Below are 19,040 nucleotides of genomic sequence, written 5' to 3'. Positions count from 1 at the left end.
TGGAAACCTTCCACAATTAAAGCTAGAATAAAATTTAAGCCCATGAATTTCTCAAGGAGGAGAAATGATCTTAAAATTTACGCTAATCACACTTGCTTGCAGTCTTTATTACTTCACACAGTATATTCAATAACAAAAACTTCTTTTTGATCAATCGTGAGGGTCACGATTTCTTCTTTATGACCTTCATCATTCATGGCATTCATAAATTGTTGTAAATAACTTCGGCCGGGATCGGATAAAATAATTTTCCCTCCCGGCTTTGCATATCTGATGAGACCACGAGCGACTTCTTTTGGGTGTTTGCTCTCATATAAAACATCAGACCCCATCACCACATCAAACTGACCCACACTGCTCTCTTCCCTCCAATTAAGGCGCATATAATCGCAGTGAACAGATGAGTGGCGACAATTGCGCAGAAAATATTCTTCCACGTCAGGATGAAAATCCGTGGCGAGAACCTTTCCACCTAAATGACTTGCTACGAGTGCAGGAAATCCCAAACCACAACCAAGTTCCAGAACTGTTTTATTTTTTACTAACTCTGGTTTGTTACCAATGTACTGAGCAAGTGCCTCGGCCGCGGGCCAAAGAATCCCGAAATACGGGCACAGGTCTTCTGCGAAAGGATCCAATTGCTCTTCCGGCGTCATGGCCTCACAGATTAAATCAATCGCCTCATCTAAATCTCGAATCGCCTCCATCACATATAATTTGCCGTCAATGGATCGTTGTCTAATTTGGGTGGGATATTTCATCTTTATGGTTCGCATGAAACTAACTATACTCGGAAAATGCAGTTTTTCTACACTGATCACATTCAGGTTCCCCTGCCACCAGGACATCGTTTTCCGATGCAGAAATATCGACTTCTCCATGAGGCCCTGGTGAGAGAAAACGTCCTCTCTGAGGACCAACTCTATCCGGCGGAAGTGGCCAGTGATGAAGATGTTCTGCGGGCCCACACTTCCCATTATGTGATGGGACTAAAGAACAATACACTATCAGAAAAAGAACTCCGTCCGATTGGACTTACCTGGAGTCCGGAGCTTCTCATTCGTTCCTACACGGCCGTTGGTGGTTTTATTGCGGCCACAGATTCCGCTTTAAGGAACGGTTTCTCAGCTCTACTTGCCGGAGGCACTCATCATGCGCATGCGGATCGTGGAGAGGGTTACTGCGTGTTTAATGACTTTGCAGTAGCGGCCCTACGACTGCTTGAAACCCGAAAGGTCAAAAAAATTCTCATTATTGATCTCGACGTTCATCAGGGAAATGGCAACAGTTCCATTTTAGGGAATAGAGATGATGTCTTTATCTTAAGTCTTCACGGGGACAAGAACTATCCCTTCAGAAAGGTACCTTCCCATCTCGATGTGGGACTTCCGGCCGGGACAGGAGATGAGGAATATCTTTCAGCGCTGGCCAGTGCTTTAAGACAAATCAGTCACATTGATTACGATATACTTTTCTACCAAGCGGGCGTTGATCCTCTGAAAGAGGACACTCTTGGGACTTTTGCCCTTACCTTCGAGGGGCTCATGAAAAGAGACCGGATGGTGTTTGAATTTGCGGGTAATAAACCAGTGGCGATGGGACTCGGGGGCGGGTACGCAAATCCGATTGAACTTACAGTACGCGCCCACGTGAACACTATTAAAGTCGCGAAAGAGAATTACTTAACAACAATGAAAACCTGGTGAACGCGCATTTTGCGAGTGTAACCGTTGTCGTTGAAAACTTTTCGAACTGTTTCAACTTTCACTGTGCAACCAGTTTCAATCACTTTGTTCCAACGGAAAACTGAGATTCCACGAGTTTCAACGTTCGCGCAATCAACAAGAGCGCCTTCGTGATCTAATTGAATTGTTTTACCGTCACGAATTGAAAGGCCAGAAACTGCTACCTTCGTTTCATTTTTAATCACGCGATGAGGATCCTGCTCGATCGTCTCAGTTGTGAAGTTAATGAAAGCGTTGTCTTTCACCTTATTAACAGAGAAAGAAGCATCTGGATTTTGTTTCCAGTAAGATTCTGCAACTTCATAAACGAGAACTTTAGAAGAAGCGTGTGCTGCCGAGAACGCGAGTAGAGAGAAAACAAGAGCGAATAATTTCATACATACCCCAGTAGTTAAAGTTAAACGATTGCCCTGTATAAAAGTTCACTCACCTGTTGTAAAATGCTTTAATCTTGTGCGAGCAGAAAAAGCGGATACCTTAAGATATCCGCTATGTGAGAGTTAAATTAAATGTTTAATTATTGGTAATGAGAAGGACCTGAGTTCTGTCTTCCTTACGAATCTCATACCCATTGTCCACCATCTTCTTTACATGTTTTACTTTCAACTTACAGCCCGTCATGGTGATTTTATCGTGCCTGAAAATTGAAACTCCACGAGTTCTAACCGATGCACATTCAGTTAAAACACCGTCTTGTTCAAAGACAATGTTCATTGAAGCTGCGTCATATGAGAGACCGGACACTCGTGTACTAATGGACATTTGTGGAGCATCACGACGGCTACCTGAGCCACCGAATTGCTCTCTGTAATTTAAATTCACCCATGCCCGACCGTTTTCTTTATTTACTTCGAACTCGGCCTTAAGATCACGGGCCCACGAATTCTTTGGGACTTCCAGAACCACTGTTTCGGCGGCCTTCACTTCAGCGATACAGAAAAGAGCAAATGCGAGAGTTAAGAATTTCATGGATAGGGCCCCTTATTCTGTAATGAGGTGAACTTGAGTAACTTTTAGGTAACGAGTTCTAAAACCATCGTCATAAGGCTTCTTTGCCTGTTTAACGACGAGTTTACAGCCAGTCGGAGTGATCTTGTCGTACTTGAAAATCGAAACACCACGAGTGCGAACAGTGGCACATTCTATCAGTCTACCCTCTTGCTCTAGAACGATTGCTTGAGATGCTGCATCGTAAGACATGCCTGGTACTTTTATGGGCGTTTCACGAACGGTTTCAGCATTGGCACTTTTGTGCCCACCACGCATCCGCTCAATTTGCATGAATGTTACCCAAGCACGACCTTGGCCTTTGTTCACTTCAAATTTGGCCTCACTTCTGTCTGTCCAGAAATCAGTCGGCACTTCAAGTATGACAGATGCGTTTGCTGCAGAAACAAATAACAGAGACAAGGACAATGCTAGCGTTTTCATAACAAACCTCTTTGTTAATGGTTAGAGAACGCCAAGAGGATTAGCAAAAGCGACATTTCCTTGTAGACTTAAACTTAAATGAAGCGCTACGCGACCTATCATCTGTTTTTGATCACTAAAAAAAACAAATTTCTCCTCTAGTAGGTTGTCAATCTGGCCACTATGTCACCAGCGGTTTCCAACTTCTAAGTAAGAAAAAATTTTTTGAGCTCTTCGCGCTCTTAACAGAATCTTTGCAAAATATTGAGGATTTTTTAGGAGAGCATACGCTGACCGAACGATCAGCGTATGATGAGAAAAAAATTATTCAGCGATAAGGTGAACTTTAAGTTTGCTTCTACGCCAGTTGATGCTTTCTCTTTCAACTGAAAGCTTACAGCCTGTCGGAGTGATCTTATCGTACTTGAAGATTGAGATTCCACGACGAACAACTGTAGCACACTCATGAAGAGCGCCGTCTTGATCAAGAACGATTGTACTTGTGTTTGCGTCGAAAGAAAGACCTTCAACCTGGGCCTTGTGTTCTGTTACTTGATCATAAGTTTCGCCACGACCGCGGTGATGACGAACATATTGTTTTAAGTTTACCCAAGCAGTGCCCTCTGCACGGTTAATTTCAAAAACAGCTTCTCTTTTGTATGAACCAGAAACAGTTGGAGATTCAAGAATCACAGAAGCGTGAGCAGCAGATACCAGAAGAAGTGATAGAGACAATGCTAATTTTTTCAAACAAACCTCTTTGTTAGTGGTTAAAAAACACACAATTAACAAAGAGGTTTGTCTCTGTAGATACAAATTTTACGAAGTGATTACAAAAAAAAACACTAGAGGACGTTTAATAGGACCTGAATCATTTCAACGCGTCTAACTTCATATCCGTTATCCACATCTCTCATGACTTTTTTAAGTTTTAACTCACAACCAGTGGGCAAAATGTAGTCCCAACGAAAGATGGAGCGGCCGCGAGATTCAACTTTGGCACAAGTCGTAATAGCGCCATCTTTTTCATAAACAATTGTCGAAGATTCTTTGTCGAAAGAAAGCCCAGGAACTAATTGGCGATAATAACTGTAATAGCGGTCCCGACGAGACTGACTGGCGTCCCAGGATTTGATTGTCACCCAAGCTCTTCCCAGGTCACGGTTAATTTCAAACATCGGAGTGGCCTCTGTTCTCCAAAAACTCGCACGCATTTCAGTCACTACAGTTTCATCGGCGCGGGCAACAGACCAGAGAAGAAAAACGAGAGTCAGGACAATCAATTTCATATTCCCTCTTTTGTTAGAATTAACAGCAGAAATTTCTAACAAAAGAGGACCGCTTTAATCACTTAAATAAGGCCCAAGCGCTATGCGAGATATTTATTCTCCATGCCATACCACTCTCCGCTTAATTCTTGCGCATGATTTTGAAGCTCCACGCCCTTAAATAAGTCCATGACTTCCTTGGTGGAAACAGTTCCACCTTTGCGTTTTAAGAAACGTACCTTCACCAACCCCGTGGCCATCACATTGCCGTCTTTCATGAAGCGCTGTTGAATGAAGAAATATTTCTCATCGTAACCCATGATTTGTGTTTCGAGTTGGAACTTGTCCCAGAGTTCCAAAGAGCGCTTAAACTTAATGGTTTCTCCTGCCACTACTGAGTACCAGCCCATTTTAGTGGCAAGATCAAACGTTCCATTTCGAAAGATCATGTCCCAACGGCCGAAGTCCATGAATGAAAAATAGACCCCGTTATTCACATGCCAGAGAAAATCCAAATCAGTTGGGAAGACCCTCATGGTAATTGTGGTTTTCTCATTGAAGCTGGTCTTCGAGAGAAAACGCTTCTTCAAAAAAATAAGAATTGTTCTGAAGATCATGTGCATACATTACCTCTCAATAATGGCAGCAACTCCCATACCACCGGCCGTACAAACCGAAACCAGAAGTCGACCTTTACCGGCCTCTTTCAAGATTTTTCCGGCAGCGGCCACAATACGTCCACCGGTCGCAGCGAAAGGGTGACCAACTGCAAGTGAACCACCTTTTACGTTCATCTTGTTGCGATCAATTGAACCCATTGCTTTATCGCGATTAAGAACGCGCTTACAGTATTCAGGATCTTCCCAGGCCTTGAGTGTACAAAGTACTTGGCCCGCGAAGGCCTCATGGATTTCGTAGAAGTCGAAATCTTGAAGAGTAAGGTTATTTCTCTCTAACAATCGAGAGACGGCAATCGTTGGCCCCATGAGAAGTCCTTCGCCGTGAACGAAATCCACTGCTGCCACTTCCGCATCTTTAAAGTAGGCCATAACTTCCAGATTATTTTCTCTGGCAAAATCTTCTGAGCCCATAAGAACCGCAGAAGCACCATCGGTTAAGGGTGTTGAGTTACCAGCTGTGAGGGAACCTTTACCGCTGAAATCGAAAGCTGGTTTTAGTTTTGCGAGTTTTTCAATTGAGGTGTCTTTACGAGTAAAAGCATCTTTCTTGAGACCTTGGAAATTAATGATGAGGTCATCATAAAAACCTTCTTCATAGGCCTTCGCTGCTTTCTGGTGAGATTCTAAGGCAAGTTGGTCTTGGGCCTCACGAGTAATGCCCCACTCTTTCACCATGAGCTCCGCATGCTCACCCATAGATAGACCCGTGCGCGGCTCTTTTACCACAGGGATCTCAGGCTTAAGCATTTTTGGATTGAAAGATGAGAGAATCTTCAATTTATCAGTAAGAGTCTTCGCGTTCTGAAGCTTAATCATAAAGTGGGTCAAGCGACGTTGACCTACGAATGGAATGTCCGAATTTGTATCAGAACCGCCAGCAATCCCAGAATCCATCTGGCCCGTGGCGACTTTTAAGAACACAAGATTGGCCGCCTCTAACCCAGTACCACACGCACGTTGAATATTGAGACCCGGTGTTCTTGGATCAAGTTCAGTTCCAAGCACCACTTCACGTGTTAGGTTATAGTCAAACGGGTGATTCATCACAGTACCCGCAATGACGTCACCTAGAAGTTTGCCTTTTAAATTTGTCTTATTAACCAAATCATTCATCACTGCTGTCAGCATGGTTTGGTTTGAGAGCCCTTGATAGCTCGTCATTGATTTTACGAAGGGAGTTCTTGAACCACCTAAAATTGCCACTTTCCTCATAACATTCCTTTTTGACAACCGACCGGTCGGTAGGGTATACTTCATTCTAATGGAGGACCGGATAAATGTCCATACCTAACACTAAAACCGAGTTATTACATGAAGCTAGCCGCATGCTCCTTAGCAAAGGACTAAACGGCTTTAGTTTGCAGGAACTGGCCGCGTCTTTAAATATTAAGAAGGCGAGCGTCTTCCATCACTACCCTTCTAAAAATGCCCTGGCGATTGAACTGTATCGCTTTTATCAGAATGCCTTCCTCGCCTGGGTCGAGAAATACAAACATCTGGCACCAGAAAAGCAGATCATGCAATATGCAGAGACTCTCACTCGTTGGATCAGTGAGAAACAACGTGTGTGTCCAGTGGGAGCTTTAAGTCTAGAGTGGCAACAGGTTGATCCAGATCTCCAAACTGAAATTAAAAAACTCCATGAACTCCAAAAAGACTGGCTAAATTCATTATTTAAACAAATGGATATCTCGATCCCACGAGGAGAGGCCGTTATCTGTACCATGTCTTTACTTCAAGGCAGTCTTCAATTGGCCCGCATTACAGGCGACCCGAATCTCGGGAAGAAAAACTTAAAATCATATTTAAAGAGTATTAAAGCATGAGCGTTCATCAAAAATGGTTAGATGGTTTAAAGCACTTCAACAAAGAGGGAAAACTTCAGCTTCCTCCTCCATCCATGCTTTCATTAGGACATGAGTTTCTTGAAATCGTCCCGGGTGAAAAGATGGTGGCAAAAATTCCTTTCCAAAAACACTTCACGAACCCAGTTGGTGTTTACCAGGGCGGGATTCTTGCTGGTTGTATTGATGATGTCTTTGGACCTTTGTCTTACATCACGGCCCAGGGCCCTTGTTTAACAATTTCTATGAATGTGACATTCTTAACGAGCTTCACGGAAGAGATGGGCCATTGTATAATTGAGGCCCAAGTTTTGAAGAAAACCAAAAACTTCATTTTTATGCGGGCGGATGTGAAGTCTCCTAAGGGAGAACTCATGGCCCATGCTGAAACTCACGTAAAGGTGCTTTCATGAGACTCAGACAACTGTTCTTAGAGAAAATCATTAACTTCTACGGCCCATTTGTTGGGGCCGGAGTTCGTCTCCAGAAAATGTCCAAGGACTTTCGTCACGCTCGTGTAGCGATGAAGCTCACCTTCTATAACAAGAACTACATGGGAACTCAGTTCGGTGGCTCTCTATATGCCATGGTAGATCCTTGGTACATGCTGATGCTGATCAAGAATCTTGGCCCCGAGTACATCGTGTGGGACAAGGCCGCGACGATTAATTTTAGAAAGCCCGGCCGGGGAACAGTGTATGCAAATTTTAATCTCACTGATGCTCACTTAGAAGAAATCCGGGCCACTCTCGTGACCCAGAATAAAATGGACTACATTTTTAAAGTTGAAATCAAAGACAAGGATGGAAAGCTCATTGCGGACGTCGATAAGGTTCTTTATATCAGAAAAAAATCGACCTAAACTGCGTGTGCTTGAAACTCAGACTCAGGGTAGTATAGCATCCACCCACGTGATTTTTTGTAAAAGCTAATTTTCTCACCTGTGTCGAGCACACCTACGAAACGTTTTCCGTCTGACGACTCGCCCATGATCATGAAATACTTAATTTGGTGAGTCCAGTCATTGAAACGTACTTTTACGTTCTTACGGCCACCCTGTCTCCAACATCTTTCTAAACTATCCCAAATCATATTTCCCTCCTTGGACCATTATGTTAAATGATATCGTATGAGTTCAAATTTACCTATTAAATCATCCTCAAGAGCGGGGCGTTTTAAGAAGAAGTTAGTTTCCGAGTCAGAGTTACATGCGGAGGCTCCCTTTATCTTATCCAAAGTTACTCCGTTTCAAAAAATCCTATCCGGGTCAGATTTTGTAGCGGCCTACATACTCACGTATTTGTCTCATCGTTACCCAGGGAACTGGTTAGGTTCGAAGAAAAACTCAGTTAAAGTCTCTGGTGTGGCCTGGAGAGATTTACCATTTACCTTCGAGCCAAATATCCTGAAGCGTCTCGAAGGCATCGAGACACTCAATGAAATCTTCGCGAACTTCGCCTTGAAATCAACTCCAGAATCCGTCAACCGTGCTGTTCTCGAATGGTCAGCAGGTCATTATGGTTTGGAGCTCATGTTCCGTATTCCTTATCCTGCGGAAGTTTTAAAGCAGCAAAAGATGGGTCGCCGTTGTGTCACGGCCATCGTGGATCAGAGACTCTCCACTTATATTTTAGGTGAGCGTGATGCCTTAAGCTTCATCATGCATGATTTGATTCATGCCGATCATTTTTATTATCACAATGAATGTTATCTAGGACAGCTGGGGTTTTATGGATTACTGGATAAAACCATCGGCTACTTCGATTTAACCAATGAGGCCTTTGCCTCCGAATTTGAATATCTGATTGCCGACATGAATGCCTATGCCGTTCATTTACTAAAGTGCTTGAAGTCGGCCATGATTCATTATTTCTCTGAGGACTATTTCCGCGGCTGGGCCCAGGATTTAAATCCGCCTGTCGCTTTATATGCTCTCAATACCCCTGCTTATGTGCCAGTCGAGATGGATCCACAGTTACTCGCTTGGTTGGATCAGTACCGACAATCTTAAGGTTTACTACGGCGCCGTAGTGAACTTTGCGTTATTCTAATTTGAACTTTTAATGCTGAATTATTCTTAGACTCTAACTTTCAAACTCGAGTTCATGTTAGTAGATGGTATGAACTTAAAACATCTAACAGATAAAACTCTACTATTAGACACAAAAAAACTCGCTCAAGAGTATAGAACTGTAACGGCCCAGCTTCTCCACCATCTAAAAGAAATCGAAGTGAGAAAGCTATTTGTCGAACTTGGCTACTCCTCAATGTTTAATTATGTCGTCCAAGAACTTGGTTTTTCTGAACCTTCTGCTGCAAGAAGAATTAAAGCTGCTAGGCTTTTAGAAGAAATTCCGGAGATTGAAACGAAAATTCAAAGCGGAGAATTAAATCTAACTCAAATTGGAATGGCAGCAAATGCTTTCAAACAAGAAAACATCACCGATTTAAAATTCAAAAAGGAAGTCCTGGCGACTATTGAAAATACCTCTACTAGAACCTGTGAAAAAACTTTAATGGAAATTACTGGCCCTAATCCAGCTCCGAAACGGGAAGTTCGTCCCCTTACCAAGACAACGAACTTACTTTCAGTTACTCTCACTGATGTCGAACTCCAAATTTATGAGGACCTCAAAGGGCTAGTGAAAAACAATTTTTGGGATACTGTCTTAAAAGCGGCCTTAGAGACTCTCATTGCAGAAAAGTTTAAAACGACTTCGACTAAAAATCGTCCTTCCAATAATCCTCGATACATTCCTGCAGTCTTTAAGAAAGCAATATACGAACGTGATCGTAAATGTTCCATCTGTAGCTCACAGTTTAGACTCGAATTCGACCACATCACCCCATTCTCACACGGAGGCAAAACGACCAAAGACAATTTAAGATTACTTTGCAGAAACTGCAATCAAAGACAAAGGATCAAGCAGCGTTTGTAAAGCGCCACTTACCATAGAAATACATCGCCAGTCCGGTACCCAAATGCCACAAAGAATGGAATTGAAAAAGACTGTGAGGATCACAGCCAATATGCATTTCATCAATCACAAAAACTCCAAACGACAGAGCGAGAATCCCCAGGCACAAGAATAAATTCTTATCCACTGGACGTTTAACGACTTCTCCCATGGAAACCGCAAAGATCGCAAGGCACGCTCCAATCTTGGGCCACTTCCCCATGTGATACATGGCCAGGAAAAGGGCCACATAATACACACTGAAAAAGGCCATGATCTTCGAAGCAGAAAATTTTCTTAAATAAGAAAGAATGGCAAAAAAGCTTAGAACCAAAACAATTGAAGCAAAATCCAGGGCAAGGGAAACTCGAATAAAGCTTCCATGTCCGAACATGCTCGACAGACCCATGAGGCAGCAAACCCCGGCCCACATTTTAAGTTCATGACTTTTGTTTTTAACTTCACGATAGATGGCGACACCGGCAAACAGGTAGGCCAAGGACGACCAAAAGGCCGAGGGCTGGCGGATTAAAGCGTCCTGGACCGCCTCACACTGGCACTTGTCTGGATAACAAGCCGAAGGTTCGAAGCGGTCCCAGTAACTCATGGAGTGAAAATAGCAGAGTTGTTTTCGTTCTCGCTGACTTGAACCATGCTGATCCAAACGCGATCACCGTAAAGCTTCTTTAAAATCTTAGAGGCCTCTTCATACACATACTGAGCTGACCCTTCCATTCCAGGATTTGGCATCACACGCAATTGAATCACACCGGCCTCATCAAGCTTCTTAAACTCTTCCATCGCTGGATCGTCTTGAGACACCAGAAACGTATGATCAAACATATGATTCAACCAGGCCTTCACTTCTTTAAGACCGCCAAAGTCTACCACCCAGCCTTCTTTCGTCAGTTCTTTGCCTTCAAATTCAAAATAGAATTCACGAGAGTACCCGTGAACGAAACGACAATGAGATTCCGCACGCCACTGACGGTGGGTACAAGGGAAACCACTAAAGCGTTTTGTAGATTTAAAGTTTTTTGGATTCATTTCTCTTCTCCTGCACCTTACACCAATTCACTTTTTGGCGTTTCTTAGGGACATAGGGCACGGCCAGTTGTTCACGGAGAAGCACTTCTGTAAGATCTTTTCCGTCGTAATGGACCTTTGCCAAAATTCGCCCATAGATATCACGTTTATTGTTGTTTGTTAGGTAAATTTCCTTGGCGGCCCGTAGCTCCTTCTCAACAAAGACCTGGGCCACTTTTCCGTATTCCTTCTCGCATGGTTTACGGCTTCTTAGTTCAGCAGTATCAACTCCCAGAACTCTCACCTTTCCCACATCGAAGGTAATGGTGTCTCCATCATAGTTTCTTAAGTATTTTACATCTGTCCGGGCGAAAGCGCTCACTGACAACATTAAGATAAAGATAAGCTTCGCCATGACTCTGTTTTATTCCTTAAATTTTTTAATACTCGAATATATTTTCTGGTCGCTAAATCCGCGCCCAGGTGCTGAAAAAATCTACGAGTCAGATACTGCTCAGGATGAGCATAAATCTCATCTTCAGAGGCCTCAGTATAACCATAACCCACAACATGGTTGTCTCTGACCAGGATCAGGGATTTCTCCCCCATGGTCCGTCCTTCCCCCACAATGACTAAATTATCGTTCGGAAAACGGGCCTCTTTCGAGAACGTTTCAACCTTTCGGTTATGACGAACGATTTCTTCCTTGGACTTTCCACCTTCACGATAAGCAAAGGTCTGGTCCTTTAAACCATTCTCCAAAGTTCTAAGTTTCTTTTTAGCATCCAGGTACTCTTTAAAATACCACAAACCATTCAAACCTTTTTTATAAGGACGAATCTTAAAGAACTTCTCACCTGAATCTAACTCTTGGGTCACAATCATCCAGTGAGGTTGATAAGGATGGAACAGAAGCTTTCTGAACTCAGCGATCAGGGCCGACCCCGTCAATTCACCTTCCACCATTTCCACTTTTTGAAGCAGGTCCCGATTATCGGCCTTCACTTCCAATAACTCACGAGCGGTCTTCTCCATGTTGAAAGTCGCTTCAAAACGAAGAACCTTTCCACCCGCATCTTTAAAATAAAGAAGCCCTGCTTTGGTTGGAATCTTCTTCAGCATCTTTTCATGATGAGGCAGGAACAAAATCTTGGTGTAGGTCTTTAAACGGAGTTGCAGAAGTTCTTTGAATAGACCCAGCGTTGCCTTTGCATCTCCGACCGCGCGATGGCGATCCTCAATCTTGATTCCAAAAAAACTGCAAAGCGCATCGAGATTATAATTTCGAAGACCCGGAATCTCGTGCTGAGCAACTTTTAGAGTACAAAAGTTTTTAACTCTCAATTCTTGGCCCATCTCCTGATATTTTTTGCGCAGAAGTCCCAGGTCGAACTCGGTATTATGAGAAACAAACACCGCACCTTCCAGACGCATGCGAATAGCATCGGCCACTTCATAAAACTTAGGGGCCGCTTCCAAGTCGCGGTTGGAAATCATCGTGAGATTAGAAATGAATTCGGGAATAGGTCTTAGAGGGTTGATCAAAGTGTCATAGACATCCACCACCTTGTCGTCCTGGTAAGTAATAAGCGCGATCTCAATCAGATCTCGGTCTTCATCTAACCCTGTTGCCTCAATGTCGCAGATCACATAACGTCGCGGGCCCATAGACATATCTTACAAGATTAGAGAGAATTTGGGCCATGAATTTCACTCTCGACCCAAGCTGGATGCCCTTTTTAGGCCCTGAATTTACTAAGCCTTACTTCAAGGAATTACAGGAATTTTTAGATTCCCAGACTAAAACAATCTATCCTCCGAAGGAAAATATCTTCGAGGCCTTCCGTTTAACCTCTTACGACAACGTCAAAGTGGTCATTCTAGGCCAGGACCCTTATCACGGTTTTGGACAGGCCCATGGATTGTGTTTTTCCGTTCAGCGTGGTGTGAAGACACCTCCATCGCTGGTGAACATTTTTAAAGAGCTTAAAGACGATATGGGAATTGATGTTCCCGATCACGGTTGCCTTGAGAGCTGGGCCCGTCAGGGAGTGTTCCTTCTCAATACAGTTTTAACTGTTGAAGACGGCAAGGCCGGAAGTCATCACAAAAAAGGTTGGGAAAAGTTCACTGATAAAGTGATTGAAGTTTTAAATCAGAAAGAAAACGTGGTGTTTATTCTGTGGGGGGCACCGGCCCAAAAGAAAGCACAACATGTAGATGAAAAAAAACATCTGATCCTAAAATCCGTGCACCCGTCACCACTGTCGGTTTATCGCGGCTTCATGGGTTCAAAACCTTTCTCACAAACCAATGCTTATTTGAAAGAGCACGGTCTTAAACCAATTGATTGGACGGTTACTTAGTTCGTTTAACCACGGCCAGATAAAAAGGTCCCCAGCCGGTATTGTCTGGCAATACCTGCCAACCAAATTCCGTTGGTTCTCCAAATGAGAATTCTTTGCGGATAAGTTCAAAACGCCCTGGGCGCTTTTGATAAAGCTTACGAATGATGTCGTCGTTTTCTAATTGAGAAAGCGCGCAAGTTGAATACACAATCGTGCCGCCTACTTTCACAATATCCAGAGCTGAGGCAAGCATGGCAAATTGAGAAATCGCAATCGCCTTAGTTCTTCCCGGGGCCCAGATCGCGAGTTCCTTAGAGTCTTCCAGAACATGTCTCTCTGATGAACAAGGAGCATCCAGAAGGACTTTATCGTAGATACTTTTCTGATACAGGCTCCACTTAGTGGCATCATGTCCTGTCACAGTATGATTTTTTTGTTCAGACTTAGGAAGATAATCATCAAATATTCTATGAATGCGCGCACGACGAGCCGCCGAGCGATCATTGGAAACCAAGAGTCCCTGGTTCTTTAATTTCAGAGCACACAGAAAACTTTTTCCACCGGGAGCCGCACAAAGATCCACCATCTTCTCGCCTGGTTGAAGATCAAGTGCTTCAACTGGAAGAATACTGGCCGCATCCATGAGGTAATAGTTCATGTAGCCTTCCTCAGTCTTTTCTGGCTGAGGAAAACTTTCTCTCACGTCGTGCTCGAAGGAGATACCTGTCACATGCAGAGGGGCCTCAGGAAATTTGAATTTTGAGAATGGGTTTGCAACGGCCACATGTTTTTTTGGTGCCAGCAACGCCTCTTTCAGACGAGGCCAGCGCTCACCATACATCTCAGAATAAAACTGTTCAAAACCTTCAGGGCCTTTCGTCATAAAATCATTGTAACAAAGTTTGGATATGAGTCGAGAATGTTAATACCTGAGCGTGACGGTTTATGGAAGCCAATTCTTGCGGGAAGTTCTATTATGATGAAAGAGGTTCAAATGAAATTTATAGCGCTTTTATTCTCTATTCTCATGTGGACAAATCTAGGAGCAAAGACCATGAAAAAAGAAATCGCGACTCTGGCCGGTGGATGTTTTTGGGGTGTGGAAGAAATTATCCGTGCTATCCCTGGGGTAACGAACACAACTGTGGGTTATACCGGTGGTACTGTAGATAATCCAAACTACAACATCGTTAAGCTTGGGACCACTAATCACGCTGAATCCATCGAAGTGGAATTCGACGCCAATAAACTTTCGTATGCTGATCTACTTGGCTATTTCTTCCGTCTTCATGATCCAACGACCTTAAACCAACAAGGTAACGATAAAGGGACACAGTACCGCTCAGCGATTTTCTATCACTCTCCAGAGCAGAAAAAAATTGCTGAAGAAACCATTGCAAAGGTCAATGCTTCTAAAAAATGGCCCCGTCCGATCGTAACTCAGGTCATTCCGGCCACGAAGTTCTATCCGGCAGAAGAATATCACCAGGATTACTTAAAAAAGAATCCCGGTGGTTATACATGTCATTGGTTAAGAGATTAAGAAAGAGATGGAATATAAGGAATGACTTTGCTGTCTTCAAAGAATTCTTTGAAGTGATCAAGTGTTTCCTTCGTCAGGTGCATGAACTCCACACCCATTGTGGCCTTCTGTGCACCTTGATCCGTCGGCTTGAACCAACGGCAAATGCCTTCGCCAGCAAATGATTTATCCTCATAGTCGAAGTTGAATTTCACGATTTCCCCGATCTCGTACTTGGTACCATGAGTATCAAGTTTCAGGGCCACACCACCACGGCCAATTTTGATTTCGCCATTAAGAGGTTTTATCTCTTTACGGGTCTCAATTGTTCCATGATTAAAGCGCTCTTCAACTGGAGAGGTGTATCTCACGGCCATCTTGATCAAATCATCAAGCTTGAAGGGTTTATTTAAAAGCGCCTCAGCGCCTTTATCAAAAGCGTCTTCATTGGTGATATCTGCGAAACCAGTAATGAGGATCACTGGTGGAACATGAACATCTTTAGATTTTACCACATCTAAAAGATCGACACCTGTACCACCCGGCATGCGGATGTCAGAGATGATGAGATCAATCTTGTTCGACATTAGGATCTTTTGAGCAGAAAGAATATTTTCGGCCTGAAATACCTTGGCACCCATGAATTCCAATTCAGAGGCAACGATGTCCCGAAGATCGACTTCGTCATCAACTACTAATAGGGTCTTTCCTTTAAGAACATCTTCTTCCATACTTTTCCGATCGGTTCTTTCAAAATATTATTTTATCAAAAAATTCCAGATGTCATACAATAAATATTAGCTAAATATCTGAGGTTACATGCAATTCCTGATCGTTTTACTTATATCGTTTACAACAAAGGCCACAACAGAAGTTGAAGACGCCAAACGTTCCATTCAGGAGCTTATTCGCCCACTTATTGCAGGCGCCAGTAAAACGAGACCAAAAGGCACAGAAAAGTTTCGAGTTGATGGCTGCGACAAAACAAAGATTAATTGGATGAATGTCCTTATGATGAAAGAAAAGGCCAGCGTCACATATAAATTTAAAGAAGGCTGCGACATCCAAGGCACCATCCATCCTAAAGTGTTTCAATCTTTCCCGGCCGTACTGGAACTCAGAAACATTCGCTCTTATAACAAGGTCGAAAGCCAAAATAAAATCACGGCCATGCTCGAAACCAAACCTATTTTAAATCTGGAAATGCGTGAGGGTTTTTTAAGTGGAAAAACTTCAAAGGTGAAGTTCGAGGCCGACTATCGAGTACAACTCAATCCTGTGAATAAAAATCCGGTTGAGAAAAATCTTGGCGGGGAACTACGAATTACAGAAATCAACGGTAAGAAAGCTTCGATCAAACAGAAAATTCTGGTCCAATAAGAAGGGGTCCCTAAGGACCCCGATCATTATCTTAATTCTCTGATAATTCTTACTGGTTGGACTTCATCTTCCTCATGAGTTTGAGCAAATGAAAGTTGTGCACTTAATACTAAAAGAAGGGCAATGACAGTTTTCATAAAATCTCCTTGCTGACTTTATCGCACAGTAAGGTTTTTTAAGAAAATTGATAATTTCTATGGCCCTATAACTAAAAGTAATAACGACCGCCGAACAGGATATGTAACTCCAGTCCGGTAGAGGTAATAAAATCAATAACTGGCGCCACTTCTCCGAAAATATCTGCGCGCTTATTCTCTACTCTGTGAGCGAGACCAACAGGAATTCTAACTCCTAAATTGATGTCATCTTCAAACTCCATGCGAGCACCTAGACCATAGTAAAGATCCAAAGGGTGAACATCATTGAAGAAAAAGGCCCCTTCCTTATGAAGAAGGTAGTCTGAATGAATGCTCACGTCAGTGTTCTTACCAAGTGACATCCCAAGACCACCGTCTACGGCCGTCTTCTCATCTAGCCAGTATTTACCATTCAGCCCTGTAGGATTTCCGAGGGAAACACCAAGGCCCAATTGGTTCGCGAAAGCACTTAAATTAAAAAACATTAAGAACAAACAAACGATTAACTTCATGACAATAACTCCTTAAGTTCTTGATATTAGTCTTTCCGTGAAACCTTTACAAGACCTACCCTCTCCACTCAAAAATGGTCCTACAATCCTTTTCATGAAATTCGCTTTTCTGCTTCTATTTACTGGTCTTGTTCAGGCACGTTCCGTGGTTCCTCCACGAGTCGTGTATCCGAATTTAAATATCTTTGAAAAGGCCAAAAACAATGATGACGGAACTGTAACAGTAAAAGCGGTTTCATATGATGAATTTGGAAGATTCACGAAAAATGACTCGAAAGTCACGCTCTCAGCTGAGCAATACGAAACGTTCAAAACTCTCTCAATGCCTGTGTTTCGGATGATTCCAGATCCGAACTATCCCAATGGAGAGGATCGCCAGGGAACCGCTTTTAGCATCGGAGAAAATCTGGTCCTCACGAATAACCATGTTCTTGATCGTGAGTTTAAAAACACCACCTCTTGTGCGGACTTCCAGGTAAAGAATAACGAAGGTCACACCTTTGATTGTAAGAAGGTCCACTTCTGTCATGTGAAAGAAGATGTGTGCCTGATTGAAATGAGACCCACTACGATCAGAAAAAAAGATTGCGCTTTCTGTCGTTCGGAAAAAATAGAAGTCTCGCTTGCAGATGGTCCCTCACTTAAACTTAAGGCCCACTATTCTCCCCTAGATCCTGATAAAGAAGTCACTACGGCCATAGGCAATTCTGGCGCCTGGGGAATTCATATCTCTCAAGGCAGAGGCATTGGAAGAAACAAATACGGACTTCTCTTCTGGGCACCTATTCGTGGTGGAAACTCAGGTGGTCCTTTACTGAATGATGAAAATCTTGTGATCGGAATTGTGAAGGCCGAGACCCCGGCCAAAAGAAGTCAGTTTACCAATTTCGTTTATAACATTGCCACTGATTCTGAAACCATCATCAAAGTCATGCGTGAAGGAATCAAGGACCCAGAAACCCTTGAGAAGTTTAACCGTTCTGTGGTTGAATAGACCCTATGGGTTTAAGAAACATTCTCTTTATCATTTCATGCATTATTGTGGGTTTTTGTCTGTCATTGTATTTCCAGACGGACACCACTGTTCAGACCGTAAACTGGGACCAGTATAAAAATCTCCAGGACGCTGAAACTCGCACTCATTCACTGGTTGAATACAATAAGAAGATTGCACCTTATCGCTTGCAGGATCTGATTCAAGAGACCTATGAAAAGAACCGTCTGGCCGGTGAGAAGACCCGTGTAATGGAAATTGAGGCGGGAGATGGTCGAATTCTGATGGAATTAAAGAAGCAGTTCCCACAGGTAGAGTTCTATGCCTTGAATCGGGAAAAGACCCGTACCTTTTATCGCCGTGAGAGCTTCATCCTCACCGCTTTAAAATTTGAAATTTTCAATAAGCAAGAAGTCGAAGAGATTGATCTGCCCTACGTGGTTTTCCAAGACCTGGATTTTGGGGCCCGCATTCCTTACGACGAAAACAAATTTGATCTGATCTTCTCAGAGGACACCATCACGCATATCAAGTACAAGTTTGAACTCTTTAATGAGATCATGCGTGTGCTTCGCCCCGGTGGAGTTTCATTTCATACTGACATTACGGGACTCAATATTTATTCGAAAGGATTGGTGCTGGAACTTCGAGACGCCATGGCCGAGATTCGTCGTCGTGGAATTGACGTAAAAACTTTGGAGAACCGAGAGGCCATTCGCTTTAAGAAGTCTAAGCGCCAGCAGCCTTTTCCTGTTACACCCCACCAACCTATTCCCGAAAACCTTCAGAACCTGTCTCAGGAATTAAGACGTCCGGAGATGGGGTATAACATCAATTATTAGAAATTAATCCGAGTGGCAGTTACTTTTAAAGTCAGTTCTCCACTTTGAGAAAACTCTGCCTGTTTCTTTTCTTCAACTAAAAGTTGAGGTCTAGAAATGATCTTCTGATCTTTCTTCAGAACAAAATCCAACATGATTCCTTTGTGACCTTGAATCTCCCCCTCTTTTCCCCTGACTTCAATCTCAGTGCCAGCATAAGAAAGAGACCCCATCTGGCCTTCTTTGATTCGAATCTTGCCTTGGGTCTTCGCTATTTCCTTGCCCTGAACTTCAAATGTAAGCTCATATCCAGGAGTGCCAGCGAACACCATGAAAGAAAAAAGACCAATTAAAAGAAGTACGTTTTTCACAGAACCTCCAAAAAAAAAGGCCCCC

28 protein-coding genes are annotated in these 19,040 nt (G+C 43.1%); 11 read left to right on the top strand and 17 right to left on the bottom strand.

The genetic code is table 11. The features are described from left to right. Positions 1–113: 113 nt before the first annotated feature. Positions 114–776, bottom strand: a complete 663-nt coding sequence (locus tag ACJVC5_RS13725; protein WP_408096096.1) for a class I SAM-dependent methyltransferase — start codon at positions 774–776, stop codon at positions 114–116. A gap of 21 nt (positions 777–797) precedes the next feature. Between ACJVC5_RS13725 and ACJVC5_RS13720 the strand changes: the two genes are divergently transcribed. Then, positions 798–1,706, top strand: coding sequence for a histone deacetylase family protein (locus ACJVC5_RS13720; RefSeq protein ID WP_408096095.1), 909 nt, complete (start codon positions 798–800; stop codon positions 1,704–1,706). Here the strand turns inward: ACJVC5_RS13720 and ACJVC5_RS13715 are convergent. From ACJVC5_RS13715 to ACJVC5_RS13685, 7 genes are all read right to left on the bottom strand, one after another. Continuing rightward, positions 1,679–2,122: a hypothetical protein gene (locus ACJVC5_RS13715; protein WP_408096094.1), complete on the bottom strand. Its 444-nt coding sequence runs from the start codon at positions 2,120–2,122 to the stop codon at positions 1,679–1,681. The two genes, ACJVC5_RS13720 and ACJVC5_RS13715, sit on opposite strands and share 28 nt — an antisense overlap. 136 nt (positions 2,123–2,258) lie before the next feature. Continuing rightward, complete coding sequence (locus tag ACJVC5_RS13710; RefSeq protein ID WP_408096093.1) at positions 2,259–2,714, bottom strand: hypothetical protein; 456 nt, start codon at positions 2,712–2,714, stop codon at positions 2,259–2,261. A gap of 12 nt (positions 2,715–2,726) precedes the next feature. Further along, positions 2,727–3,176: a hypothetical protein gene (locus tag ACJVC5_RS13705; protein WP_408096092.1), complete on the bottom strand. Its 450-nt coding sequence runs from the start codon at positions 3,174–3,176 to the stop codon at positions 2,727–2,729. A gap of 303 nt (positions 3,177–3,479) precedes the next feature. After that, a complete protein-coding gene (locus tag ACJVC5_RS13700; protein ID WP_408096091.1) occupies positions 3,480–3,905 on the bottom strand; it encodes a hypothetical protein in 426 nt (141 codons plus the stop codon). A gap of 95 nt (positions 3,906–4,000) precedes the next feature. Further along, positions 4,001–4,444 (bottom strand): hypothetical protein, encoded by a 444-nt coding sequence (locus ACJVC5_RS13695; protein ID WP_408096090.1) that lies wholly within the window; start codon positions 4,442–4,444, stop codon positions 4,001–4,003. Between the two features lie 80 nt (positions 4,445–4,524). Next, entirely contained in the window at positions 4,525–5,046 is a 522-nt protein-coding gene (locus ACJVC5_RS13690) for an acyl-CoA thioesterase (RefSeq protein ID WP_408096089.1), read from the bottom strand. 3 nt (positions 5,047–5,049) lie between these two features. Continuing rightward, a complete protein-coding gene (locus ACJVC5_RS13685) occupies positions 5,050–6,315 on the bottom strand; it encodes an acetyl-CoA C-acetyltransferase (protein WP_408096088.1) in 1,266 nt (421 codons plus the stop codon). Between the two features lie 65 nt (positions 6,316–6,380). Between ACJVC5_RS13685 and ACJVC5_RS13680 the strand changes: the two genes are divergently transcribed. Genes ACJVC5_RS13680 through ACJVC5_RS13670 form a run of 3 tightly spaced genes read left to right on the top strand, consistent with a single transcriptional unit; the run spans position 6,381 to position 7,809 of the window. Continuing rightward, entirely contained in the window at positions 6,381–6,929 is a 549-nt protein-coding gene (locus ACJVC5_RS13680) for a TetR/AcrR family transcriptional regulator (RefSeq protein WP_408096087.1), read from the top strand. Continuing rightward, positions 6,926–7,360 carry a PaaI family thioesterase gene (locus tag ACJVC5_RS13675; RefSeq protein WP_408096086.1) on the top strand — a complete coding sequence of 145 codons (435 nt, stop codon included), beginning with the start codon at positions 6,926–6,928 and terminating at the stop codon, positions 7,358–7,360. The genes ACJVC5_RS13680 and ACJVC5_RS13675 overlap by 4 nt, the downstream gene beginning before the upstream one ends. Further along, positions 7,357–7,809, top strand: coding sequence for a DUF4442 domain-containing protein (locus ACJVC5_RS13670; RefSeq protein WP_408096085.1), 453 nt, complete (start codon positions 7,357–7,359; stop codon positions 7,807–7,809). The genes ACJVC5_RS13675 and ACJVC5_RS13670 overlap by 4 nt, the downstream gene beginning before the upstream one ends. Here ACJVC5_RS13670 and ACJVC5_RS13665 read toward each other — a convergent pair. Continuing rightward, positions 7,806–8,039, bottom strand: coding sequence for a hypothetical protein (locus tag ACJVC5_RS13665; RefSeq protein WP_321399962.1), 234 nt, complete (start codon positions 8,037–8,039; stop codon positions 7,806–7,808). The two genes, ACJVC5_RS13670 and ACJVC5_RS13665, sit on opposite strands and share 4 nt — an antisense overlap. Positions 8,040–8,247: 208 nt before the next feature. Between ACJVC5_RS13665 and ACJVC5_RS13660 the strand changes: the two genes are divergently transcribed. Both ACJVC5_RS13660 and ACJVC5_RS13655 read left to right on the top strand, forming a co-directional pair. After that, positions 8,248–8,958, top strand: coding sequence for a hypothetical protein (locus ACJVC5_RS13660; RefSeq protein ID WP_408096084.1), 711 nt, complete (start codon positions 8,248–8,250; stop codon positions 8,956–8,958). 94 nt (positions 8,959–9,052) lie between these two features. Then, complete coding sequence (locus tag ACJVC5_RS13655) at positions 9,053–9,886, top strand: HNH endonuclease (RefSeq protein ID WP_408096083.1); 834 nt, start codon at positions 9,053–9,055, stop codon at positions 9,884–9,886. Here ACJVC5_RS13655 and ACJVC5_RS13650 read toward each other — a convergent pair. Genes ACJVC5_RS13650 through ACJVC5_RS13635 form a run of 4 tightly spaced genes read right to left on the bottom strand, consistent with a single transcriptional unit; the run spans position 9,870 to position 12,598 of the window. Beyond that, a complete protein-coding gene (locus ACJVC5_RS13650; RefSeq protein WP_408096082.1) occupies positions 9,870–10,511 on the bottom strand; it encodes a hypothetical protein in 642 nt (213 codons plus the stop codon). The two genes, ACJVC5_RS13655 and ACJVC5_RS13650, sit on opposite strands and share 17 nt — an antisense overlap. Continuing rightward, positions 10,508–10,951 carry a 6-pyruvoyl trahydropterin synthase family protein gene (locus ACJVC5_RS13645; protein WP_408096081.1) on the bottom strand — a complete coding sequence of 148 codons (444 nt, stop codon included), beginning with the start codon at positions 10,949–10,951 and terminating at the stop codon, positions 10,508–10,510. Before ACJVC5_RS13645 ends, ACJVC5_RS13650 begins: the two co-directional genes overlap by 4 nt. Continuing rightward, positions 10,932–11,345: a thermonuclease family protein gene (locus ACJVC5_RS13640; RefSeq protein ID WP_408096080.1), complete on the bottom strand. Its 414-nt coding sequence runs from the start codon at positions 11,343–11,345 to the stop codon at positions 10,932–10,934. Before ACJVC5_RS13640 ends, ACJVC5_RS13645 begins: the two co-directional genes overlap by 20 nt. Next, positions 11,321–12,598 carry a 3'-5' exonuclease gene (locus ACJVC5_RS13635; RefSeq protein ID WP_408096079.1) on the bottom strand — a complete coding sequence of 426 codons (1,278 nt, stop codon included), beginning with the start codon at positions 12,596–12,598 and terminating at the stop codon, positions 11,321–11,323. Before ACJVC5_RS13635 ends, ACJVC5_RS13640 begins: the two co-directional genes overlap by 25 nt. Before the next feature lie 35 nt (positions 12,599–12,633). Here ACJVC5_RS13635 and ung point away from each other — a divergent pair, with 35 nt between their 5' ends. Then, positions 12,634–13,296: a uracil-DNA glycosylase gene (ung, locus tag ACJVC5_RS13630; protein ID WP_408096078.1), complete on the top strand. Its 663-nt coding sequence runs from the start codon at positions 12,634–12,636 to the stop codon at positions 13,294–13,296. Here the strand turns inward: ung and ACJVC5_RS13625 are convergent. Then, positions 13,289–14,161: an RsmB/NOP family class I SAM-dependent RNA methyltransferase gene (locus ACJVC5_RS13625; protein ID WP_408096077.1), complete on the bottom strand. Its 873-nt coding sequence runs from the start codon at positions 14,159–14,161 to the stop codon at positions 13,289–13,291. The genes ung and ACJVC5_RS13625 overlap by 8 nt on opposite strands. 111 nt (positions 14,162–14,272) lie before the next feature. Here ACJVC5_RS13625 and msrA point away from each other — a divergent pair, with 111 nt between their 5' ends. Beyond that, positions 14,273–14,821, top strand: coding sequence for a peptide-methionine (S)-S-oxide reductase MsrA (gene msrA / locus ACJVC5_RS13620; protein WP_408096076.1), 549 nt, complete (start codon positions 14,273–14,275; stop codon positions 14,819–14,821). Here msrA and ACJVC5_RS13615 read toward each other — a convergent pair. Continuing rightward, on the bottom strand, positions 14,818–15,531 hold the full coding sequence (locus tag ACJVC5_RS13615) for a response regulator (RefSeq protein WP_408096075.1): 714 nt from the start codon (positions 15,529–15,531) through the stop codon (positions 14,818–14,820). The two genes, msrA and ACJVC5_RS13615, sit on opposite strands and share 4 nt — an antisense overlap. An 88-nt stretch (positions 15,532–15,619) precedes the next feature. Between ACJVC5_RS13615 and ACJVC5_RS13610 the strand changes: the two genes are divergently transcribed. Further along, positions 15,620–16,180 carry a hypothetical protein gene (locus ACJVC5_RS13610; RefSeq protein WP_408096074.1) on the top strand — a complete coding sequence of 187 codons (561 nt, stop codon included), beginning with the start codon at positions 15,620–15,622 and terminating at the stop codon, positions 16,178–16,180. A 208-nt stretch (positions 16,181–16,388) separates the two neighbouring features. On the opposite strand, the gene ACJVC5_RS13605 is transcribed toward ACJVC5_RS13610, so the two are convergent. Continuing rightward, positions 16,389–16,829 carry a hypothetical protein gene (locus tag ACJVC5_RS13605; protein ID WP_408096073.1) on the bottom strand — a complete coding sequence of 147 codons (441 nt, stop codon included), beginning with the start codon at positions 16,827–16,829 and terminating at the stop codon, positions 16,389–16,391. A 94-nt stretch (positions 16,830–16,923) separates the two neighbouring features. Between ACJVC5_RS13605 and ACJVC5_RS13600 the strand changes: the two genes are divergently transcribed. Both ACJVC5_RS13600 and ACJVC5_RS13595 read left to right on the top strand, forming a co-directional pair. After that, the gene (locus ACJVC5_RS13600) at positions 16,924–17,823 is read left to right on the top strand and encodes a S1 family peptidase (RefSeq protein ID WP_408096072.1); all 900 of its coding nucleotides are present in this window, start codon (positions 16,924–16,926) and stop codon (positions 17,821–17,823) included. A 5-nt stretch (positions 17,824–17,828) separates the two neighbouring features. After that, entirely contained in the window at positions 17,829–18,665 is an 837-nt protein-coding gene (locus ACJVC5_RS13595; RefSeq protein ID WP_408096071.1) for a methyltransferase domain-containing protein, read from the top strand. Here the strand turns inward: ACJVC5_RS13595 and ACJVC5_RS13590 are convergent. Beyond that, positions 18,662–19,015 carry a hypothetical protein gene (locus tag ACJVC5_RS13590; RefSeq protein WP_408096070.1) on the bottom strand — a complete coding sequence of 118 codons (354 nt, stop codon included), beginning with the start codon at positions 19,013–19,015 and terminating at the stop codon, positions 18,662–18,664. The genes ACJVC5_RS13595 and ACJVC5_RS13590 overlap by 4 nt on opposite strands. Positions 19,016–19,040 lie beyond the last annotated feature (25 nt).

The organism is Peredibacter sp. HCB2-198, assembly GCF_045999315.1.
In the GTDB taxonomy this organism is placed as follows: domain Bacteria; phylum Bdellovibrionota; class Bacteriovoracia; order Bacteriovoracales; family Bacteriovoracaceae; genus Peredibacter.
This window is presented reverse-complemented; position numbering and strand designations above follow the sequence as displayed.